This is a genomic window from Paenibacillus sp. MAH-35 (assembly GCF_058135425.1).
Genome location: NZ_JBYUPU010000018.1, coordinates 108,065 through 132,755 on the forward strand (window position 1 = coordinate 108,065; position 24,691 = coordinate 132,755).

Sequence of the window (24,691 nt, forward strand, 5' to 3'; positions counted from 1 at the left end):
CTCTCTCTTGGTTCCAGACTATGTGCCGGAACGCTAGAGTAGAACCGGAAACCATAGAAGGATAGGCAGCCTGACACACAGGATATGAAGAAAAGCCGCAAAAACGGCCGAGGCCGATAAATGCCCTGCCGGTGTTCGGCAAAAAGAAAAACCCTCCATCCGGTTATAAACCCGGCAGAGGGCTGTCGATGTTCGATGTCGGTGCTTAGTCGTCGCTGGACAAAATGCCGAGCAGACGAAGCAAGTACAGGAACAAGTTGATGAAGCTTAAGTACAGGCTCAATACGGCGAGCGGAATCTCTTCGTCAGGAACTCCGTGCTTGTATTGGGAGATGTCGTACAGGATGAACCCGGAGAAGATGAGTACCCCGAACGCGGCGATCATCAGTCCGAGCGTACCTCCAAATCCGCCGGTAAACAGTCCGATCAGGCTGAACCCGATTAGAACGAGAATGCCCACCGTCAGAAATCCGCCCAAAAAGCTGAAATCGCGCTTCGAATAATACGCATAGGCGGTTAACCCGGCAAAAATAATACCAGTCAGCAGAAACGCGGTCGAGACAAGCCAAGTGCCTCCGATCGACGTATAATGCGCAATCGCCGGAAATATCGTGATCCCGCTGATGAAACAAAACGTAAATACAAATCCGTATCCGACCGCTTTTCCTTTACGCCGTATGAAAAAGGCGGCGACCAGCATAATCAGCTCTACGACGACGAGCGGAATGAACAGCGCCGGCGGAACGTACATCCCTACAAACGTACCGACGAACGAGATCAGCACCGACACGGTGAACATCCGCAGCAGCTTGTGGAATGGCGCATTGTAATAAGTCGATTGATCATCGGTTCCGCTGTATGGTTGTCTTTGTTCCATATCCATGGAAAACCCTCCTGATTATAGGTTGTACTTATAATAGTATATCACAGGGAATCGTTTCCATTCCACATTTTCCACCCCTACCACCCCTTGTTTCTCATAGGGAGGCATAGACGATCGGACGAACGGGCAACCTATAGGGAAAACCGCCGGAATTGGCTTTTTTTAAAAAAAGGTGGCGGAATTTCGCGGGGTGAATCCGGATGAACTGGCTCCTCATGGCAATGAAAGCTTACTGGCTGGAAGTGCTTCTGATCGCAGGGTTAGTCACAGCTATCCTTTATGTGCATAAACGGAAAGAAAAATACGCGAAAAACGAGTTTGAGTAAAGTAAACACGTTTTCATTGAATGGGTGCTCACAAACGGGGCTGTCACCAAAGCCCTTTTGCGATTTGGCGCCGCCTTCGAACGAACCGAAACCGGTTTTCCTTAAGAACAAGGACCTCAGCCCCCACTTTTCCGTGGAAGTTGAGGTCCTTTTGTTAAAACATAGAACGTTCCATTGTGCCACTGTGGTACGGACACTTTTGAGATAGCCCCATGGTTTGGCTTGCAGAGCAGCCCTTGAACTGACTGACGGTTGGCTCCCCTTGACTTAACGAAGCGCTTTAAGCGCGATATCTGTGCGGTACTGCATACCCTCGAAGCGAATCCGTTCCACGTCGGCGTAAGCTTTCGCACGGGCTTCCATGATGCTGGCGCCTCTCGCCGTCACTCCAAGCACACGCCCGCCGTCGGTGACGACCTGACCGTCCTTATGTGTCGTTCCGGCATGGAAGACGACCGAGTCCTGCACCTCGTCCAAGCCGTAGATCGGAACTCCTTTCGGATAGCTGCCCGGGTAGCCGCCTGATGCCAGGACGACGCATACGGCCGTATCGCCGCTCCATTGGATATCCATGTCCTGCAGACGACCGTTGATCGTCGCGAGGAAGATGTCGAGCAGATCCGTTTCGAGCAGCGACAGCACGACCTGCGTCTCCGGATCTCCGAAACGCGCGTTAAATTCGATCGTCTTCGGACCGTTCTCGGTAATCATCAGCCCGGCGAACAACACGCCGCGGAACGGACGTCCTTCCTTCACCATCGCTTCGGCGGTCGGCTTGATGATCGTCTCGATCGCTTCGTCGATCACGGATTGCGGAATGTGCGGCAGCGGGCTGTACGTGCCCATCCCGCCGGTATTCGGGCCTTTGTCTTCGTCGAAAATTTGCTTATGGTCCTGCGAAGGTACCATCGGACGAACGACGTTGCCGTCTACGAACGACAGGATTGACATCTCCTGGCCTTGCAAAAACTCCTCGATAACAACCTGGCTGCCCTGCTCGCCGAATACTTTATCGACCATAATGTCCTGCAGCGCTTTCTCCGCTTCTGCCAGCGTTTGCGCGACGATAACGCCTTTGCCTGCCGCTAGGCCGTCCGCCTTGATGACGATCGGAGCTCCCTGCTTGCGCACATAGGCAAGCGCCGGCTCGTACGATTCGAACGATTCGTAAGCCGCGGTCGGGATTTTATACTTTTGGAGAAGCTCCTTCGTGAACACTTTGGAGCCTTCGATAATCGCCGCATTGCCACGCGGGCCGAATACCGGGATATTGCGCTCTTCCAGATAGTCGACGATTCCGGCCGCCAGCGGATCTTCCGGTCCGACGACGACCAGATCGATCGCATAATCCAGTGCGAACTGGGCGATCTTGTCGAACTCATTTTCTTTAATCGGCACGTTCTCCGCCAGCTCCGAAATGCCGGCGTTGCCCGGCGCACAATAAATGCGCTCGACCCGGGAGCTTTTTTTCAGCGCCCAAATGATCGTATGTTCTCTTCCGCCCTTGCCAATGACCAATATACGCAACCGTTAACCCTCCCGAATCTTTGTTCCCTGCTCGTCATCGTGCGGCAAGCCCGGTTGGCGCTGCATGGGCCGATGATTCAGCGCTCCCGCTGAACCTCCGGCACCTACTGACGCTGCTGCGCCCGGCTCATCCGGACCTCCGCTAGTGAATCACAGGGATGCTAAGCCTTGTTCAATATGACCGTTTCCGTCTGGCCGGTAGCTTTGTCGATCGTTTTGACCAGCAGCGAAATTTTGTTTTCCTCGTTCAAGCGTTCCCAGTAGAACGAAGCGGTTTGCCGGATATCGTCGAATAACGGCATCAGCACCGGCTCGCCCTGGAACGAAGGAAGCGGATTGCCGTCTGCGGCGTATGTGTGAATGCAATGACCGAAGCCGGCGATGCCTTGCTCGTAGTGGAAATAATGGCGCATCGTCTGCGAAGCGTCGCCTTGGTTCGTCTTGAGAATCGACAGCTTGTACGCGCAGTTCACGTCGGACAAGTCGACCAATCCGGAAATGCGCGGCGTATAGTTAGGCGCGTCCGGCTCCCACGTACGAGTCGTCAGCGCTTGCTCGAACGTGCGTCCTGCGGCTACGGCGTCGTAAATCGTGTCGGTTTGATCGCCGTTCGTTACGATATGGGCTTGTCCCGCATGACGGACCGGATAATAAATAATAAGCGACGGATCGGTCAATTTGGCCGGATCTTTAGCTTCGGTACGGACGAAGCCGTTGTCCTCCTGAATGAACACCCGGTTGCGGCTGTTCTCGCTGCGGCCCATGATCCAATACACTTGCGCGTAACGCGTACCGTCCGGTGTAAGGCCGATAACGATACCGCGTCCCGGATATGCATTTTCCTTAAGCTTGCCTGCGTTAATCTCGGCCGTCTGGCTCCATTGCTGTGTCACGATGCGTGCTCCCTTCCGTGGTTAACGATTAATGGTGGAACAAACGAACGCCGGAATACGCCATGACCATGCCGTAATCGTCGGCGGCCTGAACGACTTCCTCATCGCGCATTGAGCTTCCCGCCTGAACGACGTAACGGACGCCGCTGCGGCTGGCGCGGTCGAGGTTGTCGCGGAACGGCAGGAATGCGTCCGAACCGTACGAGACGTTCGTGAGCCCTTTCAGCCATTCGCGCTTCTCTTCGCGGGTAAGGCGCTGAGGCACTTCGTCGAAGCACGCTTCCCAGCTCGCCTGCTCGAACGAGGTCAGCTCGTCCTCGAGCCACAAGTCAATGGCGTTGTTTTGCTCGGCGCGCGACAAGCCTTGGCGGAACTTCATGCCGAGCGCAGTCGGATGCTGACGGAGGTACCAACGGTCAGCTTTATCCCCGGCCAGACGCGTGCAGTGAATCCGCGACTGTTGTCCGGCTCCGATACCGATCGTCTGACCGTCGAGCGCGTAACAGACCGAGTTGGACTGCGTATATTTCAAAGTAATAAGAGCTACGAGCATATCCCGCTTCGCTTCCTCGGTCAGATCCTTGTTGCGGGTTACGAGATGGTCGAACGCCGAGGCGTCGATCGTGGCATCGTTGCGCTGTTGCTGCATTTTCAGGCCGAACAGGGTACGGGTCTCGATCGAGTCGGCCACATAGTCGGCGTCGATTTGCAGCACGAGGTATTTGCCGCCTTTTTTCGCTTTCAGAATCTCAAGCGCTTCCTCGGTATAACCCGGCGCTACGACAAGATCGGACACTTCGCGCTTCAGCAGGGTAGCTGTAGACGCATCCACGATGTCGCTCAGTGCGGCCGCGTCGCCGAAGGACGACATCCGGTCAGCTCCGCGTGCGCGCGCATAAGCGGTAGCGAGTTCGGACAACTCCAGGCCGTCTACGAAGTACGCTTTTTTCAGCGTGTCGCTAAGCGGAGCATACACCGCCGCCCCGGCCGGGCTGACGTGCTTGAACGAAGCGGCCGCCGGCAGGCCCGTAGCCTGGCGAAGCTCGCGTACGAGCTGGAATGCGTTCAAAGCGTCGAGCAGGTTAATAAAGCCCGGATCGCCGTTCAGCACTTTGATCGGCAGCTCGGCTCCGCCTTCGGCGTACAGCTTTGCTTCTTTCTGGTGCGGGTTCATCCCGTAACGCAAATGGATCTCATTTGGCATAGTGGACCATCCTTAATTAGTTTATTGCCTCTCTCGTCTCGTTCTCCCGCCTTGTATACCTGGTGGCAGCCTGGAAAGGAGCAGACTTTGTCCGGCTTCCCGGTTGAAGAAGGCTTCCGTATAGCTACAGCTTCGGACTCCGAGTTGGCCGGAGATAACCGACGAAAGCTCGGGCCTTTCCCAGCTCCCCGCTTAAATAAGAGTCTTTAGGGACCGTTATTTGCCGGATAAAGTGAACTCTCGAGCAAATAGGAGTGGTTTGCAGCTCTTATTTTGATCAATAACGCCTTTTAGGGCAAAACAGGGTCGGAATAAGAGTCCCAAAAGACTCGTATTTACTTGAATTCGGCGGGGAGAGACGTTTTAAGAGGTACAAAAGACTCTTATTTTGAGCAACAGCTTCTTTGCTTAAATAACAGTACCAGTAAACGTTCGTGTGTTTGGCCATCCAGCGGCGCAGCTAGGGTTATGGGTGTGTAGCTTGCTATAGCTAAGGTGTGCAGCTTGGGTCATAACGTGCAGCTTAGCTATGGCATGTGACCAGGGCGTGCAACTATAGCTATGGCGTGCAGCTATGGCTATGGCTTTGCAGCTTGGGCTATAACGTGCAGTTTGGCTATGGCGTGTGACCAGGACCTGCGACTACAGCTATGGCGTGCAGCTTAGCTACGGCTTTGCAGCTCGGCTTGCGCGACTGAAGCAGCATGGCCGGCTACCGCATGCCGCCACGTCAGCTCCACAGCACCCGCCGTCCGTCTTCGCTGACGAACACCCGGCCTTCGCGAATGGCGCGGATGACATGCGGGTACAGCTCGTGCTCGATCGGGTGAATCTTGGAAGCGAGCGAATCGGCGTCGTCGCCGCCCGCCACTTCTACCGCGCGCTGGGCGATAATCGGGCCGGTATCCATCCCTCCGTCGACGAAATGCACGGTAACTCCGGTTACTTTGACCCCGTGAGCGAGAGCCTGACCGATCGCATCAAGTCCCGGGAACGAAGGAAGCAGCGAAGGATGGATGTTAACGATCCGCCCTTCGTACGGCTTCAGCAGCGTATCCGTAATGATGCGCATATACCCGGCGAGAACGACCAGATCGATCTCCTTCTTCTGCAACCGTTCCACAATAGCCGCCTCATACGCCTCCTTGGAGGGGTACTCCTTCGGACGGAACGCGAAGGTGTCGACTCCGGCCGCCGCGGCCCGCTCGACGACTTTGGCATTCGGCTTATCGCAAACGAGAAGCCCGACTTCGACATCGAGCTTCCCGGATTGTACGGCGTCCACGATCGCCTGGAAATTCGAACCGCTTCCCGAAGCGAATATCGCGATGCGAAACGGCCTCATTACACGTCCGCTCCGTTAAACGTCACGATCTGCTCGCCCGGGGTGACGGTACCGAGACGGTACGCCTTCTCTCCGTTCTCCTCGGCCAGACGGATCGCTTCGTCCGCTTGCTCCGCCGGAACGATCAGCACCATGCCGATGCCCATATTAAACGTGCGGAACATATCGTTGTTGGACACATTGCCCGACTGCTGCAGCAGCTTGAAGATCGGAAGAATCGGCCACGAGCCGTATTCGATCTGAGCGTTGACGCCCTCCGGCAGAACGCGCGGAATGTTCTCGAGGAACCCGCCGCCCGTAATATGCGCCATGCCTTTGATCGTCACCTTCTCCAGCATCGCCAGAATCGGTTTCACATAAATTTTCGTCGGCGCAAGCAGCGTATCGCCCAGCTTGCCGCCAAGCTCAGCCACTTCGTCCTGAAGGCTGTACCCTTTGTCCTGCAGCAGCAGCTTGCGGACGAGCGAGAAGCCGTTCGAGTGCACGCCGCTGGAAGCAAAGCCGAGGATGACATCGCCCGGGGCGATCGTCGAGCCGTCGATGATTTTCTTCTTATCGACGATACCGACCGTGAAGCCCGCGATATCGTACTCGCCTTCCGAGTACATACCCGGCATTTCCGCCGTTTCGCCGCCGATCAGGGAGCAGCCGGCTTGCAGACAGCCGTCAGCGATTCCTTTGACGATCGCTTCGATTTTTTCCGGTACGACCTTGTCGCAAGCCAGATAGTCGAGGAAGAACAGCGGTTCCGCTCCTTGTACGACAACGTCGTTAACGCACATGGCCACCGCATCGATGCCGATCGTGTCGTGCTTATCCATCGCGAAAGCAATCTTCAGCTTCGTGCCGACTCCGTCCGTTCCAGATACGAGCACCGGCTCCTCATATTTGTCCTTGTTCAGGCCGAACAAGGCGCCGAAACCTCCGAGCTCGGTAAGCACCTCAGGACGGAACGTCTTCTGGACGTGCTTCTTCATCCGTACGACCGCTTCGTTGCCCGCGGCGATGTCCACTCCTGCTTGTTTATACGCTTCCGACAAGTTCGTTCACTCCTTGATATTACAAATTCAGAGCTAAAGATGTGGCTTGAAAAGGAGAGCCGGCCGCCGGCCAACGTCTTTTCATCCCATAGGATTAGCTCTGAAATTGTAGTAGGTGGTTGAGCACAGATCCTTCTGCGCTGGTAAAATCTATCAGTCGCAGCCACCGCAAGCGGCGGCCGCATTCTCTACATCCGGCACATCGGTCGGATAAATATTGTCAAAGCAAGCGGTGCAATGCCCGGCTCCTTCGGCCTCGGACAGTCTGCCGACGGCCTCGATCAGCCCGTCCTTGCTCAGGAAATGGAGCGAGTCCGCGTTGATCGCGATACGAATCTCTTCGATCGTCTTCTGTGCGGCGATCAGTTCCTTGCGGTCCGGCGTATCGATGCCGTAGAAGCACGGATTTTTGAACGGAGGCGAGCTGATGCGCACATGCACTTCCTTCGCTCCCGCTTCGCGCAGCAGATTAACGATGCGAAGCGACGTCGTGCCGCGTACGATCGAATCGTCGATCATGACGACGCGTTTGCCTTCCACGACTTTGCGAACCGCGCTCAGCTTCATCTTCACACCCTGCTCGCGCAGCTCCTGGCTCGGCTGGATAAACGTCCGGCCGGTGTAGCGGTTTTTGATCAGGCCCAGCTCGTAGGGAATCCCCGTCTGCTCGGCAAATCCGATCGCCGCCGAGATGCTGGAGTCCGGTACGCCGGTTACGACGTCGGCGTCCACGAACGCTTCCATCGCCAGCTGGCGTCCCATCCGCTTGCGGGCGCTGTGTACGTTGATCGTGTCGATATCGCTGTCCGGCCGGGAAAAATAAATATACTCCATCGCGCATACGGCTCTCTTCGAGGCGGGGGCAAACCGGTCTTCCTTCATCCCGTTCTCATCAAATATGAGCAACTCGCCCGGCTCGATATCTCGTACATAGACGGCACCGATCGCGTCGAACGCGCAGGACTCCGAAGCGAACACCCATGCATCTCCCAGCTTGCCGAGGACGAATGGACGCAGCCCATGCGGATCACGCGCGGCGATCAGCTTGTCGTTGGTCATGAACAGAAACGCATACGCCCCGTTCAAGTTGGTAAGCGATTCACGCGCAGCTTCCACAATATCGTCATGCTTCGAACGGGCGATCAGATGCGCCACGACCTCGGTATCGCTCGACGTCTGAAAGATCGAGCCTTGACGCTCGAGCCGGGAGCGAATCTCCGGAGCGTTGACGATGTTGCCGTTCGTAGCGACGGCGAGATCGCCTTCGCGGTACTTGAACACGAGCGGCTGGGCATTGGCCAGCTTGCTCTCGCCGGCTGTGGAGTAGCGCACGTGAGCGATCGCGTTCAATCCTTGCAGCGAGACGAGCTTGTCGTTGTCGAATACTTCCTTGACGAGCCCCATGTCGCGATGGTAATGAAACTGGCTTCCATCGGTCGTGCAGATGCCGGCGCTTTCCTGGCCTCTGTGCTGGAGGGCGTGCAGCCCGTAATAGCACAGATGAGAAGCTTCGGGGTGACCGTACACCCCGAAGACGCCGCACTCTTCCTTCAATTTATCGAACAGATTTTCGCGATTGATGCCTTCATTGTAAAAGTCCCCGGTCCAAAGCGTTCCGGCTGGCGACTTTATTGCATCAAACATGGGATCGCATCCTTCCAAACCTTCTCCAGCTGAGCAACAGGCGACTGGACGGCTTGCTTGGCATTGACTTCAATCGTCAAATTTTGGCCTTGAACCGTACCGATCTTCTGAACCGGCACGCCGGCTTGTACGAGCGACGCTTCAAGCTCGGCCGCTTGGTCAGGCGAAGCGCTGAGCAGAATACGGGACTGGCTTTCGCTGAACAGCGAGATGTCGGTCCGCAGTTCGGAGCTTACGCTGACTTTGGCGCCGATGCCGCCGCTGATGCACGATTCGGCCAGAGCGACAGCCAGACCGCCTTCCGACAGGTCGTGAGCGGAAGCGACGAGGCCTTTCTGGATCGCCCCGAGCACGCCGTCAAGCAACTTTTTCTCGGTGTCGAGATCGATTTGCGGCGGGCGTCCTTCCGTAACGCCGTGCAGCACTTTCTGGAATTCGCTTCCGCCCAGCTCCGCTTTCGTCTCGCCGAGCAGCAGGATGACGTCGCCTTCCTTCTTGAAGCCTTGGGTCGTAATATGATCGAGGTCGTGAACGAGTCCTACCATGCCGATAACCGGCGTCGGATAGATCGCGCCTTTTGCGTTTTCGTTGTACAAGCTGACGTTGCCGCCGATAACCGGAGCGTTCAGCTTGCGGCAAGCTTCCGACATGCCGTCGGCCGCTTTCTCCAGCTGCCAGAAAATTTCCGGCTTCTCCGGGCTGCCAAAGTTCAGGTTGTCCGTAATCGCGAGCGGTTCCGCGCCCGAGCAGACGATGTTGCGCGCCGCTTCGGCTACGGCGATCGCGCCGCCGACTTCCGGATCGAGATACACGTAGCGTCCATTGCAGTCCGTTGTCATCGCCAGCGCCTTGCGGGTACCGGTCACACCGACAACCGCCGCGTCCGAGCCGGGACGCACGTATGTGCTCGTCCGAACCATATGGTCGTATTGATTGTATACCCATTCCTTGCTTGCCACCGTCGGGGAAGCCAGCACTTGCTTCAGGGCGTCCGTCAAATCCGTTACTTCTGCATAACGAGTCGTATCGACCGAAGCCTGCTGCTCGTAGTAAGCGGGCACTTTGGAAGGCTTGTTGTACACCGGGCACTCGTCGACGAGCGCTTTTACCGGCATATCGCCGACCAGTTGGCCTTGATGGAACAGCTTCAGACGTCCGTCGTCGGTTACTTTGCCGACCTTCGCACAGATCAGGCCCCAGCGCTCGAAAATTTCTGTCGCTTGCGCCTCATGCTCCGGCTTCACCACGAACAGCATCCGCTCCTGGGATTCCGACAGCATCATCTCGTACGGCGTCATGCCTTCTTCGCGCTGCGGCACCTCGTCGAGGTACAGCTCCATGCCGTTGCCCGCCTTGCTCGCCATCTCCGAGCTGGAGCAGGTGAGACCGGCCGCGCCCATATCCTGAATACCGACGACGATACCGGAGTTGATCAATTCGAGCGTCGCCTCAAGCACCAGCTTCTCCATGAACGGATCACCGACTTGAACCGCCGGACGTTTCGCTTCCGACTCCTCGGTCAGCTCCTCGGATGCGAAGGTCGCACCGTGAATGCCGTCGCGGCCGGTCGCCGGACCGACATAAAATACCGGGTTGCCTACGCCCTGCGCAACGCCCTTTTGAATCTTATCGTGATCGATCAGGCCCACGCACATCGCGTTCACGAGCGGGTTGCCTTCGTAGCTTTCGTCAAACATCACTTCGCCTGCGACCGTCGGGATGCCGATACAGTTACCGTAGCCTGCGATGCCGGATACGACGTGCTCGAACAAATATTTGACCCGGTCGTTTTTCAGCGAACCGAAACGCAGCGAGTTCAGCAGCGCCACCGGACGCGCGCCCATCGAGAAAATATCGCGGATAATGCCGCCCACGCCCGTAGCTGCGCCTTGGTAAGGTTCGATTGCGGAAGGGTGGTTGTGGCTTTCGATTTTGAACACGACCGCCTGATTGTCGCCGATGTCGACGATGCCCGCTCCTTCGCCCGGTCCCATCAGGACGCGCGGCCCGGTGATCGGGAACTTTTTCAGAATCGGCTTGGAGTTTTTGTACGAGCAGTGCTCCGACCACATGACGCTGAATACGCCGATCTCTACATAATTCGGCTTGCGTCCGAGAAATCCGCAAATGAGGTCGTATTCCGAATCGGTAACGCCCATTTGCTTATATATTTTTTGCTCTGCAATCTGTTCAGCCGTAGGCTCCTTAACGGACAATTGCTGCGCCATGTTTCTCCCTCCATGCGTTCAAGATCGACGTAAACATCCGTTTGCCGTCCTCCGAGCCGAGCAGTTGATCGACTGCGCGCTCCGGATGCGGCATCATGCCGACTACGTTGCCTTCTTTGTTGCTGATCCCGGCGATGTCGTCCACCGAACCGTTCGGGTTTTCGCCGTGATAACGAAACACGATCTGGTTGTTCGCTTTCAGCTCAGCCAGCGTCGCCTCGTCGCAGTAATAGTTGCCTTCGCCGTGCGCGATCGGGATGTTGATCAGCTCGCCCGCCGCATATTGCGTCGTGAACGGATTCGCATTGTTCTCCACGCGAAGCGTTGCCGGATGACAGCGAAACTTAAGCGACTTGTTGCGCAGCATCGCGCCCGGCAGCAGTCCGGATTCGAGCAGAATCTGGAAGCCGTTGCAGATGCCGAGGACGAATTTGCCTTGCTCCGCCGCTTTGACAACTTCGTTCATAACCGGGGCAAACCGGGAAATCGCGCCGCAGCGCAAGTAATCGCCGTACGAGAAACCGCCGGGAACCAGAATGGCGTCGTATTTGGACAGGTCCGTCGTCGTATGCCAGACATAATCGACCGGTTGGCCGATCGTCTGCTCAACCGCCTTGAAGCAGTCAATGTCGCAGTTCGACCCGGGGAACACAAGAACCGCAAAATTCATGGGCTGGATGCCTCCTCAAATGCTGGTAATGGGATTCGCTTTAACAATCAGTGCAATTCGAAACGGTAATCTTCGATAACGGTATTAGCGAGCAGCTTCTCGCACATCGCTTTCACGCGGGACTCCGCTTCCGAACGGTCGGTCGTGTCCAGCTCCATCTCCATATATTTGCCGATGCGCACTTTGCCTACTTCCGCGAAGCCCATCGAGTGCAGGGCGCCTTGCACGGCGCTGCCTTGCGGGTCCAATACGTTTTGCTTGATCGTTACGTAGACGGTTGCTTTAATCATGGGAAGTTCCTCCTCAGATAATCGGTCGTTATAATCATGATTTCGTAACAGTTGCTCATTATTGTCCCGTCAAGCGGTTCAAAATGTCGCGGTACCGCCGGGATGTTTCGGATACGACCGAATCCGGAAGCGGGTCCGGCTCGCTGTTTTTGTCCCAGCCCGATCCCGCGAGGTACGTACGCACCGGTTCTTTGTCCATGCTGTCGATCTCGATGTCGAGCTCATAATTTTCTTTAGCCCAGAACCGCGAGGAATCCGGGGTGAACACTTCGTCGATCAGGATGACCTTGCCGTCCACGATGCCGAATTCAAACTTCGTATCGGCCAGCACGATTCCGCGCTCCGCACAGTAAGCATGCGCGAATTCGTACAGCTTCAGGCTTTTGTCGCGCAGTTCGGCGGCAATATCCTTGCCGACCAGCTCTTCCATTCGCTCAAAGGAGATGTCCTCGTCGTGACCGACGTCGTTTTTGGCTGCGGGGGTAAAGATCGGCTGCGGGAACTTCTCGTTTTTGCGCATGCCTTCCGGAAGCTTGATGCCGTTAATCTCACCCGTTTTCTGGTATTGTCTCCACCCGCCGCCGGTAATATAGCCGCGGACGACGCATTCGATATCGATCCGCTCCGCCTTCTTCGTGACCATGAACCGGTGCTTCATCTTATCGTTGTCCCGGATCAGCCCTTGCGGCAGCTTCACCAGATCGGTGTGGATCACGTGATTCGGCATCAAATCGGCGGTTTTCTCGAACCAAAATTTGCTTATCCGGTTGAGCACATTGCCTTTGTCCGGCACGGCCGGGCTGAGCACGTAGTCAAAAGCGGAGATCCGGTCGGTTACGACGATCAGGAAGTGCTCCCCGAGATCGTATATCTCCCGTACTTTTCCTTTATACAAAAGCGGTGCGTTCACATAGTCCGCAGCGGTCGAGATCGCCGTCGTTGTACTCAAGGCGATGGCCTCCTTTTCATAGTAGGAAGGGCTGTCCGGCCCGGTTTGTTGGTTGTTTGCAAAACGTCTTCCGTTCGGCTCAGGCAAGGCCCAAACGGCTGAAAATCGTATCGACGTGCTTCAGGTGCCAGCTCGGATCGAAGCAGTCGGCAATCTCCTCCAGCGTCAGCTGATCGCGAATCGCTGCGTCGCTCTCGACGATCTCGCGGAACGAGCGCTGCTCTTCCCAAGCCTGCATCGCCTTCGGCTGAACGGTATCGTAAGCCTGCTCGCGGCTGAAGCCTTTGTCGATCAGCTTCGTCATCACGCGTCCGGAGAACGGTACGTCGTACGTGCGCTTCATGTTGCGCAGCATGTTGTCCGGGAACACGGTCAGGTTCTTGATGATATTGCCGAGCCGGTTCAGCATGTAGTTGATCAGAATCGTCGAATCCGGCAAAATGATCCGCTCGACCGACGAGTGGGAGATGTCGCGCTCATGCCAGAGCGGTACGTTCTCGTAGGCGGAAAGCATATGGCCGCGGATAACGCGCGCCAGGCCGGAGATACTCTCGCAGCCGATCGGATTGCGCTTGTGCGGCATTGCCGACGAGCCTTTTTGGCCTTTGCCGAACGGTTCCTCGACCTCGCGGAATTCGCTCTTCTGCAATGCGCGGATCTCCGTGGCGAACTTGTCGAGCGAAGTGGCGATCAGAGCGATGGCCGCGATATAGCTCGCGTGACGGTCGCGCTGCAGCGTCTGGGTCGAGATCGGCGCCGCCTTCGTGCCAAGCTTGCTGCATACGTATTGCTCGATGAACGGGTCGATGTTGGCGTAAGTGCCGACCGCTCCGGACATTTTGCCGAATTGGACGTCGTCCGCCGCCGTGCGGAACCGCTCCAGGTTGCGCTTCATCTCTTCATACCACAGCGCCATCTTGAGGCCGAACGTCGTCGGCTCGGCATGAACGCCGTGCGTCCGTCCCATCATCGGCGTGCTTTTATACTGAACCGCTTTTTCCTTCAAAATGTCGATGAAACGGATCAGGTCCTGCTCGATAATCTCGTTCGCCTGCCGCAGCAAATAGCCGAGCGCCGTGTCGACGACATCGGTCGAGGTCAGGCCGTAATGGACCCATTTCCGCTCCGGTCCGAGTGTCTCGGAGACGGCGCGGGTGAAGGCGATAACGTCGTGGCGGGTTTCTTCCTCGATCTCGTAGATGCGGTCGATGTTGAAGCTGGCTTTCTCGCGAAGCACCTTCACGTCTTCCTTCGGAATGATTCCGAGCTCCGACCACGCTTCGCAGGAAAGAATCTCAACTTCGAGCCAAGCTTTGAATTTGTTTTCTTCCGTCCAGATCGCGGCCATTTCCGGCCGGCTGTACCGTTGCAGCATCGTAGAAAACCTCCGTTACCGTCGAATAAATTCATTTATGGGGTCAATCATTTCTCTCATTTAGCTTTTCCAGATCGGGGACTGTTCCACCCAGGCAATCGCTTTGTTCACGTCGTCCGTGAGCAGGTTGACGTGGCCCATCTTGCGTTTGGCCTTCGCTTCATGCTTGCCGTACAGATGCACCTTGGCGGCGACGCCTTCCGGCAAGCCGGCTTCGTCTCCCATCCATTCGAGGAGCGGTGCGACATGCTCGCCTAAAAGGTTCGCCATGACGACCGGCGTCAGCAGCTCGCCCGGACCTAGCGGCAGGTTGCACACCGCCCGGACATGCTGCTCGAACTGTGAGGTCCGGCAGGCGTCCATCGTATAGTGGCCGGAATTGTGCGGCCGCGGCGCCAGCTCGTTCACGAACAGCTCTCCGTCACGCGTCAGGAACATCTCGACGGCCAGCAGGCCGATCGCTCCAAGCGATTCCGCGATCCTGACGGCCATCCGCTCCGCTTGCTCCAGCACCTCGGCCGGCGCCCGCGCCGGAACGATCGACAAGTGCAAAATATTATCGACGTGAATATTTTCGGCTGCCGGAAACGCCCGGACTTCACCGCGAGGGCTTCGCGCAGCGATAACCGATATTTCCTTCTCGAAGCGGATGAACTGTTCGAGGACAAGCTCCGTCTTCGCCCGGCTTAACGTCTCGTACGCTTCTCCGATCTCGTCCTCGGACCGGATCACCCATTGTCCCTTGCCGTCGTAGCCTCCGGTGGCCGTCTTCAGCACGCAGGGCGTACCGAAAGCCTGCACCGCTTCACGAAGCTCGTCCTCGCTGCGAATTTCCCGGTACGGCGCAACTTTGACGCCCGCCGCCTCAATCGCGCGCTTCTCGCGGAGCCGGTGCTGCGTCGTGTAGAGCAGCTCGCTGCCTTGCGGCACGTAGGACTCGCTCATCAGCATTGTGGCTACTCCGGCATCTACGTTCTCGAATTCGTACGTGATTACATCGGACATGCCGGCCAGCTTCCTGGCCGCTTCCGCGTCGTGGTAAGGCGCGACGATCTGGTCGGCCACTTGTCCGCACGGCGAATCCGGCGTCGGATCCAGCGTCGCGAACCGGTAACCCATCGCCCGGCCGGCCAGAGCCAGCATACGTCCGAGCTGGCCGCCGCCGAGCACGCCGATCGTGCTTCCCGGCTTAATGACTTGTTCGCCCGTTCCGCTCATTACGCGTCCTCTCCCAGCGTCTCGCTCATCTTCAGCACGTGCTGGCGCAATTCTTCGCGGCGGTTCAGGAACCGGTCCATCAGATCCGGATCGCTAAGGCCGAGAATTTGCGCGGCGAGCAGTCCCGCATTGGTCGCGCCGGCTTTGCCGATCGCCACCGTCGCTACCGGTACGCCGCCTGGCATCTGGACGATCGACAGCAGCGAGTCCAGACCGTTCAGGTTGGACGACTTCACCGGCACGCCGATTACCGGCAGCTCGGTCTTCGAAGCGACCATGCCGGGCAGATGAGCAGCTCCGCCGGCACCGGCGATAATGACCTGGAGACCGCGCTCTCGGGCCGATACGGCGTATTCGAACATCAGATCCGGCGTCCGGTGTGCGGACACCACCTTTTTTTCATAAGGCACCTTCAACTCATCCAGAATGTCGCAAGCGTGCTTCATCGTTTCCCAATCCGAGTTGCTTCCCATTATGACGCCAACCTTCGCCGTCATGTCCCAACCTTCTTTCGTTTTGGAGTCGCCGGCCCGACAGGTCCGGAAATGAAAAAAGCCCAAGGAGCAGACGGTTGTCCGCGCCTGCCTATGGACGTAAGCTTTGTAAGAAAAGCCGCTTCCGGTCGGAAGCGAAAAAGGGAATGTCAGACCGCCGCGGAGGGCGTCCCATTCCGCTTTCAGCTCACTCGTAGTCCAAAAATTTATGGTTTTTGGGTAGAAACTTCCAGGCCATATCCCCGGCTTTATACGAGAATCGTTGTTTTATTTTGTGTTTGAATCTGCATGTTTAGTTTATCAATGTTAACATGGCCATGTCAACTTAAAAGGCGAACATTTTTATGTCCATATTGTTGTAAAGTTCGTATTTGATCCTGCAAAACCGATATGTCGACAAAAGTTGCGTTCATTTAGAAAATAAAACGCTTACAAACAGTTTATTCCAGGTGGTGGAAAACCAACCTGCCGGGACGGATTTATCTCTATAATCAGCGGCGGGAACAGCGATATCGTACGGATCGGCTACGTTGGGAGCGGAAGTCGTGAACGGTGTATAGGAACAAAAACTCTGACGGACACAGCAGCCTTTATTACGGTGAATTTCGATCGATTGATATCTACCGGACATGAATGCAACTATTTGGTGAGAAATGTTACTTTTAGAGGTGATTCGGAGTAAATAAGCGCTATGGTGACCGTTACACATTAAAAAAACTGTTTTTTAGCGAAATAGCCTCCACCATGTCCGTTAGAGTATAGTTTAGCTTACATTCCGGCTCATCTTCGTTTTAATGCGGTGAAGAACATAAACTTTCTGATCACCAAAAAAGCCCGGGTTACCGGGCCAGCGATCCGATCAAATTTTCCAGCGTTAATCCGTACTTCTGGGCGATATGCCTCGCGTAACTGCTGCCTTCCGGGCGCGAACGGGTGATTTTGTAGCTGCGGACTCCGCTTTCCGCCTGCTCCGTGTCCAGCTCCGCCGTCAGGCTGTCGATCCGGCTGCCTGCATAACCCGCACGACCGTTAAGCTCGTCGATGCTTTTGGCCAGATCGTGCAGATGCGTACAGAACAGGACGCGGCTTCCCGAAGCCCTCAGCCCGAGCAGTACCTGCTCGGCGATGTAAGTGGCTTCCGCGGCGCTCGTACTGGAGAACGTCTCATCCATCAAGACGAGACTGTGCGGGGTCAGCTTCTCGAAGATGCGCATCAGCCGCTGGCACTCGTCCCCGAACCTGCCGGTCGAACGCCGGTCGCTGTCTTCCGGAAAATGAGTATAGATCGCATCGACCGGGCTCATCACCGCCGAATACGCGGGCACGAACAAACCGAGCTGAAACAGCATTTGAGCGATGCCGACCGCCTGCACAAATACGGTCTTCCCTCCTTGATTGGGACCGGTAACGATATATATCATGCCGTTCTCGTCAAATTGGATCGAATTCAGCACCACCGGACTAACGCCGGCCGCTTCGTCTGGCGTACGCTCCCGGTTCAGCGCAATAACCGGGTTATACAGACCATTCATCGTAAACGCCCGCTGTTCTTTCGGTACCGCCTGCGGCTTGCATACCGGCACTCCCGCCGCGACCAGCTGACGAAGCAGCGATACGCCTCCGACAAGAAACCGGATCTCGTCCGCCAGCCGGTACAGAAACTTGGAATGTGCCGACGTGTACGCCCGGATAGCCGGCTTCCAGCTTCGAAGCGTCGATTTCATCACCATTTGGAGCGAACTGTTGACAGCCGCCCGAAAACCGGCAGCCCGGTCCGGCGACAGCCCCTTGCCGACCACTTCAAGCGGAGCCAGACAGTTGTAGCCATTGTCGCGGAATTCCATCCGCAGCATTTTATCGATAATGTTGCCGGATTGAAAACGTTCGGTATGCACATCGACAATCCCCGCCTCGACCGGATTGAATTTCGTATCGAGATTAATGCCCACGGTAATACTTTTAATATCCCGGATGCGCGAGTTGATCTTCGCATATTCCGCCTTCAGCCGCCGAAACGTTTCGCTTTCGTGAATATCGCGGATGGCGGCCTTAAACCGCTTCATGCCGTCCGAGCGCAGAACGACCGAATCCTGCTGGAAAAAAACGTATAATTTCCCGATCAGTTCCGTGTACACCTCGATTTCCGAAACGCTGCTCAGCGAAGCGACCGTATCCGCCTCACCGCCTTTGTCGGCCGTGTACAATTCTCTCATATCCTCAAGTTCCGGGTGAAGCGACCGGAGCATCAGATACAGCTGCTCGTTCTCCATCAGATCCTCGACGACATCCAGCCTGTATTGAATCACCTCAAGCCGATCCGTGCCGTATACGACAGGATGACTCTGATTCGGTTTAAATTTGAACACGCTTCGCATTGCCGCGAATACAGCCTCCGCCGCAAGCGCCCCTACAACCGCAGAGTCCATTGGAAACTGCCCGGCGTTATGCTCGGTAACCCCCGGCGGATAGAGCAGACTGATTTCCTCTGGTATGGACATGGTATACAACCTCCCTCCCTAATGGCAATCCGAGGCGACGCCGTTTCCTAGAAATATAACCATAGCAACTGCATAATCCCGTCCCTCGCCTGCTCCACAAACACCAACGTAACGAGCCATACCGCAAAAGTAATGGAATGCAGCAGCTTCTTCGAATACCGGTGCAGCCCCCACCTTTTGGAGAGCAAATAATAATGATGCACAAATACAACGGAAAAAGGCACGGTAACGAACATAAAGATGCCATTGGAGGCGATTACAAGAAAGGACAAATACACGAGAAGCAACCATAAGCGAAGCAGCAGCCGAAGCCGGGGAGGATGAATCAGCATCGGTTCATCCGGAATGGATAAGAACGAGTACAGGATGGCCTGTCGCCTGGTTCGAGGTCCGTTTATGATTGGATTTCCTCCTCTCGTTCCCTCGCCTGGAAGTTATGAGCACGCCATACCGCAACAGACGCGCCCACCCTGCATTTACCATTTTTATTATATCATAGGACTGCAAAAATAGATGCTGCGAGCAGGAAGCAGCCGGGATCTTTTTCTTATCCGGAAAAGCTGCCGATCGTTCGTTATGCAACCGTTGGAACAATACTCACCGCGCTACCGAAGCCGTCTGATCCGGGAAGGGGGGTGCCGCTTCTTAATAAGAAGAAAAAGAACGACCGAAGGCCGCCCTTTTCCTTCCTTTTTACATATAAGTCCAGATGCAGATTCGGGTCCGCCCCCGCCGACGGCGAGGAACGGATGAATAACCGCTTACCCGGCCGCTCCGACTGCCCCCTGCAACGCGATCAGCGTCTCCCCCTGCTCCACGTCGAGCACGAGCTCCTGCAGACGGATTCCGAATCGTTCGACCGGCTTGACGCTTCGCACTCCGGGCGAAGCCGCCGTATCCGTTGACAGGCTTCCTTCCGACAGAAGCACCGTCAGCCCTTTACACGCTTTGCCCGCTGCAATCCGCAGCGTGCCGGCTTCGACGCGTGCATCAACCGTTCTCCGCAGTTCCAGCCAGTTATACAGTTCCAGCGCCGTCCACCAAGGCAAACCGGCCTCTTTGCCATAACGAATCAGCTCGACGAAGGTCGGCCCGACATCCGGATACATCTTGAAGGTAGCCGGGTGATACAAGAAATGCGCGACTCCGTAAACATCCTTGGACCGGTCGACAAGCGCTTTCGCCTCCGGGTAAGTGCAGCGAAGGTGTACCGGGGGGTCCCATGCAAGCGTCGGATTGCTGTATACGTTCATAATTCGGTTATGCTCGGCTGCATCGCTGGCGGGCAAGTAAGGGTGACACGTCCCGGCCAGAAATCCTTTATTGCCCTGCTTCGTCCCGCCCTTGCTCTGCTCGACGACGATCCCGGCTTTTTCACACCATTTATAAAACTGGACGTCGCCTTCCCAACGCAAGTAATGGTTTTTGTTCGTCCAGATCCGTTCGGCGCCGTTCTCCATCCCAGCCATTTGGCTTTGCAGTTGGCTCAACTGCTCGTTGAACAGCCCTTCGTCCCAATAACAGCCTTCTTGCGGCAGAGCATTGTAATGGAACGCCATCTCATGACCGTCAGCAAGAACCCGCTCGTACACATCCTCCGGATAACCGGGCATAATGACACACCAGCTCGTTTTCACGTCCGCTTCATTTAATCGGTCCATCATCATGTTCGCGGCTTCGACCAGGTTGCCGTCCGTATCGTGGGAAATATGTCCGACCGCCTCCACCCCTTCCGGCCAAAACCAAACCTGGGCGAACGTACGCGACGTCTTCTCGTGCAGCCGGTGAACGAGCCTTAACAGCACAAGCCGGAACTCATCGACGATCGGATGCAGGAAAAAGGGCACGCCGTCCTCTAACGAGTCGCGGTCTCTTTTCCAGTCCAGCACAATACTGTCGTCCGCCTTCAAAATGTCGTCGTCGATCGCTCCGCTTCCGTCATCGGCAGGGACTCCGTCCTTCACGACCGTATCGCCCTGCTGAATGAGCCGGAACGTCCGAGCCAGATCAACGGCGAACAGAGCGGCCGTCCCGCTGGAGGCCGGCTTCAGCGTAACTGCGGGATGCGCCGTGTCCGTTCCGTTGCGGAGCGTAATCGTTCCGTGCGCTTCTGTTCCATCGTTAGGTCGGACCAGAGCCGACCCGAAAAAGTGGAATGAACTGTGCAGGCCGTCTGCCAAAGCCGCCCCGTTCCAGTCGATCCATCCTTCATGAATATCGCGTACGTTCTTCACACCCAGAACATCGTCCAGACCGTGCGTTCCCCCGACAGCCAGCAGCGCGTTGCCCCGAGCGCAGTACGCCTGAAAAACAACCGGCCAATCCGCCGAATCGTCCAGACCGGTTACGATCGTCACCCCGTCCGGCTGCTTGCTGAGCCACGATTCAGGCGTCCATGTCTCGTAAGCGAGTCCCGCCTGCCTCAACATCTCCGGCCAATACGACTCGTAAACGTCTCGTCCTTGTCCCCATACCTCGTTCGCACGCTTCTCGTTCCAGATTACATGTATCATAACGATCACCCGTTTCACTATGTTGTTTACAACTTATTTACATCATAGTACTTTGCTCGGTAACCGTCAATTGGTAACTCCAACTTTGCGTATTTGCGAATACCAAAAACTAGATCCGGCGGCCTTAAACCGCCTCCTTCCAGTCAGTCCCCGGCCAACCCGGCATAAACGCAAAAAAGCAGCCATTCGCCGATACCGGCTGCCCAGCTGCGTTGTTTCGCTTATTTACGAGTACACGTTCCACTTGCCTCGAAGCGTTCTCCATACATCTTGCACCGATTCCACATTCGCCCATAGCAGCCCGAGTTCATTATCGAGATCCATAAATTGCTTGTAGGTCAGTCCGAAGTCTTTGATCGTCTGCGCACGCTCCGTTATGCTCTGAAACGAATAATATCTTTTCCCGGCAAGCGGATAATGCGGAAAATCGCGGGACTCGGCCACGCTTCTTCGAGCGGGAATCGAGCATACGCGGTGCTTCATGTCGGCTTGAGCCGTTTCGGAAGTGACGTAGCGGATAAACTGCTCCGCCGCATGTACCGATGTACAATGCGAGCTGATGCCGATCCCGGAGCAGATTCCCAGCCCCGCGTCCGCCACTTTGCCCGGAAACGGCACGAAGTCCCACTCGAAGTCGATATCCCGGAACTGCTCCATAAACGTGTAGGACGTCAGAATCATTCCGACCTTCTCCCGCAAAAACAATCCTTCTCCTGTCTTCGCATGTCCGGTCGAATAGATCGGCGACACTTGATACTTGTACATCAGATCGGCGGAAAACTGCAGCGCCTCCCAAGTACGGCTGTCCTCGGGCAGCAACTGCTTGCCTTCCACGAAAGCTCCCCCGTTCTGCAAAACGAACAAAGGCCAACGGTTCGCCGACGCCGTAAAACTGAAGCCGTACCGCTCCGCCTGCCCGCCGTCGTATTCGGTTAGAGCTTGCGACGCTTGCAGCAGCTCGTCCCATGTCCAGGTCTCGTCCGGATACGACAAGCCGAGCCGGTCGAATATCGTTTTGTTGTAAGCGAGAATGATCGGAGCGAACATGATCGGGGCGGCCCACAGTTTGCCTTCATGCGTGAAGGCTCGTCTGTACGCTTCGTAAAAATCGTCCGGGTCTTCGAGGGTGATCGGCTTCAGCAGTTTGTCCGGTTCGCCGTCCGATATTTGAAAAAACATCGTATTCGGCAATCCGACGAGGTCCGGCTTCACCCGTCCCATAAACGATCCTTCCTGCGTCGCCGACAGAATCGTTTCCCGGGGGACCTGCGTGATCTCCACCTTCACGAACGGATTCGCCTGATTAAACCGGGTGACAATTTCGTTAACCGTCTCAAACTCGAAGGACGGCACGCCCCAAAATAAATTTAAATAAGTGCAAGCAGGCTCCGATTCGGTTACGATCGAGCCTTTGCCGTGCATCGTATGGATAAGTCCCTCTTCCGAGAGCTGGGTTAATACTTTTCGGACGGAAGGACGGCTCAGCTGGAACAGCCGGGCCAGTTCGTTTTCCGCCGGAATATATTGACCGGGCGGCCATTCGCCGGACGAAATTTTCGTTCGTATATGGTCGAGAAGATAGGCGTAGCGCTCCCTGAACGTCGTTCTCCGGACCCCGTTAGTCAAAGGAAATCCTCCATTACCGGATAGTTAAAGTTGAATAATGCCATATCGTTTCTATATAAGTTGACCTAAAGTTTGAAGTCCATTTCATTGCAAAAAAAATTGCTTGAAGCTTCAGACATCTTGTTTTGAGTGTCTCGGATTGGATTGGCCTTCGGTCGGATGACACCCAAAGCCAAAACTCGCTTTCAAGCTAATTTCTTTCTCCACTACATTCAGCTTAACCGTGGATGATATTTAGTTCAACTTATATATTATGATCAATTTTTGCAATCGTGTCCAGCAACGCGACATCTGCTCCGCAGCCTTTGCGATACAGCATTACCAAGAAAGGCCGCCCGTTCCGCGAGGCAGCCTTCCTGATCATGCATCACGCGAGCTTACAGCCCCGCCTTTATTCGGCACGTTTCGAAAAACCGCAGCGCATCCGGCAAATGCTCCGTCCAGTAAGCCCAATTATGCTCGCCCGAGTATTCCGTATAAAGGTGCGGGTAACCGATCTCATCCAGATGCCGGTTGAAGGCGGCGTTGTATTCGTACAAATAGTCTTCTTTCCCGCAATCGAAATACAAATGCGGGCGCTCTACGGATGTCTGCAGCGCGGCAGTCAGCAGCAGCAGATCGTGGGCTTGGACCCGTTCGCCGTGCCGGGGACCGAACATCCGCGGAAACTCGGATCGCGCGAAATTCGGGTAGGGCATCAGTCGGAGGGAACCGAGCGCTCCGGACAAGCTCGCCGCAGCCCCGAATACGTCCGGATTGCGCAGCGCGAGCGAGAATGCTCCGAAGCCTCCCATAGACAGTCCGCCGACGTACCGGTATTTCTTGTCCTTGATCGTCCGAAACGTTTCGTCGATGAACGGTACGAGATCGTCCAATATATATTGCTCGAAATTCCCTGTTCCGTCATACCAATCGATATAAAACGTACCTTGGCCGTACCCTCCGTCGTTAGGGAACACAACAATGCATTCTCCGAGCTCGCCGGCTTCCATCATCCGGTTGAGCGTAGCCTCCGCGTTTCCCTTCAGCAGCCAGTCGCTTTCGCTGCCGTACATGCCGTGAAGCAGATAAACCACCGGATATTCCCGGTCCGTACTCTCATAACTCGAAGGCAAGTAAACAAAGCACGACTTTCTGGCATATAAAGCTCCCGAAAAAAAAGGAACCGGCTGGACAGGCATTTTCAATCACGCTCCAAATTCCGAGTTGGTTCTTCCTACGTTTTATTATATCAGGCTCGTCCCGATTTAGGAAAAACGGGCATGACGCATAGTATGGCTTGTTTAGAGACAAATCAGGTCGACAAGCTCGATCCTGATACACGGGGAGTGGGAGCAAACCGACAGCTTCTTCCCGTCGAAAGCTTGCCAAAACCGTAAAAAATTTTGCGTTTTCTTGCCGAACTTCACGCCTCTTCCGGTCCGCCGCGCTCGTTGCTCGTTGCTCTTTGCTGCATCTGGTGCTTGTCACTACTTCTCGGCGCTAGTCGCGCGGGCACAAAGGTGTCTATCGAGCCTCACCCGGGAAATACGAGCTATTGAGCCTCTTATTAGGTAAACGATACTTTATTTACACGGAGTAGAAGCGGTTTCTACCTCTTATTTCAGCGACTTTGTAGGAAATCCGTTACTTTGGAGCGATTTAGCAGCTGCAAACCGCTCTTATGACCATACCAAGCGTAGATTTTGAAAAAATAAGCGGTACAAACCGCTCTTATCGAACTAGGCCGCGTGCAGCTCCCAGTACGCGGCGTGGGCAATCGCGGATCAACGCAAGTTCGGGCAAGTAGGGAGTCTCATTTACACTTTACCAGAGTAAAGAACTTAAACATTCCAGTACATAATCGAGTAGGCCCATGCACAATTGCATGGGCCTCTCACAGATCCGGACGTGCGGGTCATCGCATCCGGCTCCTCCAAGATTATCCCCTTTGGGGGTGATGTTCATTGTAAAGCTCAAGAAGACTGC

Annotated in this window: 19 protein-coding genes and 1 riboswitch; all 19 genes read right to left on the reverse strand. The window is 55.7% G+C overall.

What is annotated here, in order from left to right; genetic code table 11:
- Nucleotides 1–205 precede the first annotated feature (205 nt).
- The 19 genes from AC3Y2E_RS19625 to AC3Y2E_RS19715 all read right to left on the reverse strand — a co-directional run bounded on the left by AC3Y2E_RS19625 (nt 206) and on the right by AC3Y2E_RS19715 (nt 23,904).
- Nucleotides 206–883: a Bax inhibitor-1/YccA family protein gene (locus AC3Y2E_RS19625; RefSeq protein WP_332073436.1), complete on the reverse strand. Its 678-nt coding sequence runs from the start codon at nt 881–883 to the stop codon at nt 206–208.
- A gap of 593 nt (nt 884–1,476) precedes the next feature.
- Nucleotides 1,477–2,736 carry a phosphoribosylamine--glycine ligase gene (purD, locus tag AC3Y2E_RS19630; protein ID WP_379213295.1) on the reverse strand — a complete coding sequence of 420 codons (1,260 nt, stop codon included), beginning with the start codon at nt 2,734–2,736 and terminating at the stop codon, nt 1,477–1,479.
- Between the two features lie 161 nt (nt 2,737–2,897).
- Entirely contained in the window at nt 2,898–3,629 is a 732-nt protein-coding gene (locus tag AC3Y2E_RS19635) for an IMP cyclohydrolase (protein ID WP_379213297.1), read from the reverse strand.
- Between the two features lie 28 nt (nt 3,630–3,657).
- Complete coding sequence (locus AC3Y2E_RS19640) at nt 3,658–4,833, reverse strand: phosphoribosylaminoimidazolecarboxamide formyltransferase (RefSeq protein ID WP_379213299.1); 1,176 nt, start codon at nt 4,831–4,833, stop codon at nt 3,658–3,660.
- Nucleotides 4,834–5,563: 730 nt separating this feature from the next.
- Entirely contained in the window at nt 5,564–6,178 is a 615-nt protein-coding gene (purN, locus tag AC3Y2E_RS19645) for a phosphoribosylglycinamide formyltransferase (RefSeq protein ID WP_379213300.1), read from the reverse strand.
- Nucleotides 6,178–7,218, reverse strand: coding sequence for a phosphoribosylformylglycinamidine cyclo-ligase (gene purM / locus AC3Y2E_RS19650; RefSeq protein ID WP_379213301.1), 1,041 nt, complete (start codon nt 7,216–7,218; stop codon nt 6,178–6,180). The genes purN and purM overlap by 1 nt, the downstream gene beginning before the upstream one ends.
- 153 nt (nt 7,219–7,371) lie before the next feature.
- The gene (gene purF, locus AC3Y2E_RS19655; protein ID WP_190932177.1) at nt 7,372–8,862 is read right to left on the reverse strand and encodes an amidophosphoribosyltransferase; all 1,491 of its coding nucleotides are present in this window, start codon (nt 8,860–8,862) and stop codon (nt 7,372–7,374) included.
- Nucleotides 8,847–11,090, reverse strand: coding sequence for a phosphoribosylformylglycinamidine synthase subunit PurL (gene purL / locus AC3Y2E_RS19660; protein ID WP_379213304.1), 2,244 nt, complete (start codon nt 11,088–11,090; stop codon nt 8,847–8,849). The genes purF and purL overlap by 16 nt, the downstream gene beginning before the upstream one ends.
- The gene (purQ, locus tag AC3Y2E_RS19665) at nt 11,068–11,760 is read right to left on the reverse strand and encodes a phosphoribosylformylglycinamidine synthase subunit PurQ (RefSeq protein WP_379213306.1); all 693 of its coding nucleotides are present in this window, start codon (nt 11,758–11,760) and stop codon (nt 11,068–11,070) included. Before purQ ends, purL begins: the two co-directional genes overlap by 23 nt.
- Nucleotides 11,761–11,807: 47 nt before the next feature.
- The gene (purS, locus tag AC3Y2E_RS19670; protein ID WP_379213308.1) at nt 11,808–12,050 is read right to left on the reverse strand and encodes a phosphoribosylformylglycinamidine synthase subunit PurS; all 243 of its coding nucleotides are present in this window, start codon (nt 12,048–12,050) and stop codon (nt 11,808–11,810) included.
- A gap of 58 nt (nt 12,051–12,108) precedes the next feature.
- Nucleotides 12,109–12,999: a phosphoribosylaminoimidazolesuccinocarboxamide synthase gene (locus AC3Y2E_RS19675; protein WP_379213310.1), complete on the reverse strand. Its 891-nt coding sequence runs from the start codon at nt 12,997–12,999 to the stop codon at nt 12,109–12,111.
- 79 nt (nt 13,000–13,078) lie between these two features.
- A complete protein-coding gene (gene purB / locus AC3Y2E_RS19680; protein WP_379213312.1) occupies nt 13,079–14,374 on the reverse strand; it encodes an adenylosuccinate lyase in 1,296 nt (431 codons plus the stop codon).
- Nucleotides 14,375–14,434: 60 nt separating this feature from the next.
- Complete coding sequence (gene purK, locus AC3Y2E_RS19685; protein WP_379213314.1) at nt 14,435–15,592, reverse strand: 5-(carboxyamino)imidazole ribonucleotide synthase; 1,158 nt, start codon at nt 15,590–15,592, stop codon at nt 14,435–14,437.
- Nucleotides 15,592–16,089 carry a 5-(carboxyamino)imidazole ribonucleotide mutase gene (gene purE, locus AC3Y2E_RS19690; RefSeq protein WP_332073446.1) on the reverse strand — a complete coding sequence of 166 codons (498 nt, stop codon included), beginning with the start codon at nt 16,087–16,089 and terminating at the stop codon, nt 15,592–15,594. Before purE ends, purK begins: the two co-directional genes overlap by 1 nt.
- Before the next feature lie 171 nt (nt 16,090–16,260).
- Nucleotides 16,261–16,362, reverse strand: a riboswitch (purine riboswitch).
- Between the two features lie 563 nt (nt 16,363–16,925).
- Nucleotides 16,926–18,584 carry a MutS-related protein gene (locus AC3Y2E_RS19695; protein WP_379213318.1) on the reverse strand — a complete coding sequence of 553 codons (1,659 nt, stop codon included), beginning with the start codon at nt 18,582–18,584 and terminating at the stop codon, nt 16,926–16,928.
- Nucleotides 18,585–18,631: 47 nt separating this feature from the next.
- The gene (locus tag AC3Y2E_RS19700; RefSeq protein WP_379213320.1) at nt 18,632–18,916 is read right to left on the reverse strand and encodes a hypothetical protein; all 285 of its coding nucleotides are present in this window, start codon (nt 18,914–18,916) and stop codon (nt 18,632–18,634) included.
- 429 nt (nt 18,917–19,345) lie between these two features.
- Nucleotides 19,346–21,097 carry a polysaccharide deacetylase family protein gene (locus tag AC3Y2E_RS19705; protein WP_379213322.1) on the reverse strand — a complete coding sequence of 584 codons (1,752 nt, stop codon included), beginning with the start codon at nt 21,095–21,097 and terminating at the stop codon, nt 19,346–19,348.
- A 225-nt stretch (nt 21,098–21,322) separates the two neighbouring features.
- Nucleotides 21,323–22,723, reverse strand: coding sequence for an extracellular solute-binding protein (locus AC3Y2E_RS19710; RefSeq protein ID WP_379213324.1), 1,401 nt, complete (start codon nt 22,721–22,723; stop codon nt 21,323–21,325).
- A 377-nt stretch (nt 22,724–23,100) separates the two neighbouring features.
- Entirely contained in the window at nt 23,101–23,904 is an 804-nt protein-coding gene (locus AC3Y2E_RS19715; protein ID WP_379213326.1) for an alpha/beta hydrolase, read from the reverse strand.
- Nucleotides 23,905–24,691 lie beyond the last annotated feature (787 nt).